This window comes from Bradyrhizobium acaciae (assembly GCF_020889785.1).
Classification (GTDB): domain Bacteria; phylum Pseudomonadota; class Alphaproteobacteria; order Rhizobiales; family Xanthobacteraceae; genus Bradyrhizobium; species Bradyrhizobium acaciae.
Genome location: NZ_JACMYK010000300.1, coordinates 1 through 1673 on the forward strand (window position 1 = coordinate 1; position 1673 = coordinate 1673).

The 1673-nt window shown below is 63.8% G+C and carries 1 protein-coding gene; it reads right to left on the bottom strand.

Annotated features, from left to right (window positions below):
- Positions 1-71: 71 nt before the first annotated feature.
- Positions 72-1241 carry an acetylornithine deacetylase gene (argE, locus tag H8A92_RS40375; RefSeq protein ID WP_229200794.1) on the bottom strand — a complete coding sequence of 390 codons (1170 nt, stop codon included), beginning with the start codon at positions 1239-1241 and terminating at the stop codon, positions 72-74.
- Positions 1242-1673: the final 432 nt, after the last annotated feature.

Genomic DNA, 1673 nt, shown 5'->3' on the forward strand with positions numbered 1-1673 from the left:
AGCGAAGCGATACCCGGGGAGCAGTCCCGCATGTCGCTTCGCTCATGCGGGCTACACAGCCATTCACCGCGTCACTTCGCGCAATGCGCGATCAGCCGCGCCACGAAATCCCCGCAAGCCTCGAGCTGCGACATCTCCACGAACTCATCCGGCGTATGCGCCTGCGCGATCGAACCTGGGCCGACCACGACCGATGGCACATCAGCCATGCTGACGAACAGGCTGGCCTCGGTGCCGAAGGCGACCTTGGCGTGGTCGTTGCGGCCGGCGAATTGCTTGGCGAGCGTGACGATGGCAGCGTCCGCGGCGGTATCGAGCGCGGGGTAATCGAGGATCTCCTCGAAATCGATGCCGCAGTCCGGGTGGCGTGCGCGCATTGCCGGCTCGATCTCGGCCTTGGCCCAGGCGATGATCGCGTCCGTCACCTCTCGGGACTCGGTAATGCCGATGCCGCGGCATTCGAATTCGACGATGCACTGGTCGGGCACGATGTTCAGCGCGGCGCCGCCGTGCACGATGCTGGTCAGCAGCGTGGAGTGTGGTACGTCGTAGAGACTGTCGTGCTCGCGCTTTGCTGCGAGCTGTTCGGCGCGGCGGCGGATTTCCGTGATCAGATCGGCGGCGTATTCGATGGCGTTGACGCCGTCGGGTGCGATCGAGGAGTGGCGCGCCAGCCCGCGGAACGTGGCGCGCACACCGTGCTTGCCCTTGTGCCCGATAATCACCTGCATCTGGGTCGGCTCGCCGACGAAACAGCCGAGCGGCCTGATCGGCTTGCGCGCGACCTCGCGCAGCATCGGGCGCACGCCGACGCAACCGATCTCCTCGTCATAGGAGATTGCAAGATTGATCGGCGTCTTCAGATCGGCCGCGAGCATTTCCGGAACCATCGCGAGACAGACCGCGACAAAGCCCTTCATGTCGGTGGTGCCGCGGCCGTACAGCCGCCCATCGCGTTCGACCAGCTCGAACGGGTTGTGGGTCCAGACCTGTCCCGCCACCGGCACGACATCGGTATGCCCCGACAAAGCCAGGCCCGCTCGGTCCTCGGGGCCGACCGTGACCCACAGCGAGGACTTCTGTCCGGTGTCATCGACGATGCGCTGACTGCCGACGCCAAGCGAGGCGAGATAGCGCTCGATGTAATCGATCAAAGGCAGGTTGCTGCGGTCGCTGACCGTGTCGAACGCGACGAGGTCAGCCAATAGCTTGCGGATACGGTCGGGACGTTGATTTTGCATTGCCTGTTCGTTTTGCAGGGATTGTGCTCGGAATTGCGCGTGTGCCGGCGATCTTGCCAGCGAAGTATAACAGCTGGTTTGACCGTCGGGGCCAAGCAATATTCGGGCCGGCGCCGCGCGTTGGTGATCGTCCCTATGGACGGGCAATTGTGTCGCGAGAATGCGTAATGATGCGTAGAGCCGTAGGGTGGGCAAAAGCGCAAGCGTGCCCACCATCGCGAGCACGCCGAAAATGGCGGGCACAGCGCATACGCGCCTTTGCCCACCCTACGCACTCGGACAGGAGATGTCGCGAGGATGCGCGCGTATGACTCACAGGCTGCGCCTCGCACTCAAAGCGTCGTCGTCCCGGCGCAGGCCGGGACCCATTACCCCAAATGCGAATTGTTGCGTGATGCTATGGCCACGGCCTGTTTCCAGCAACACAACCCT

Coding starts and splice junctions, on each gene's coding strand:
- argE (WP_229200794.1), bottom strand. CDS start 1,241: ATGCAAAATCAACGTCCCGACCGTATCCGCAAGCTATTGGCTGACCTC.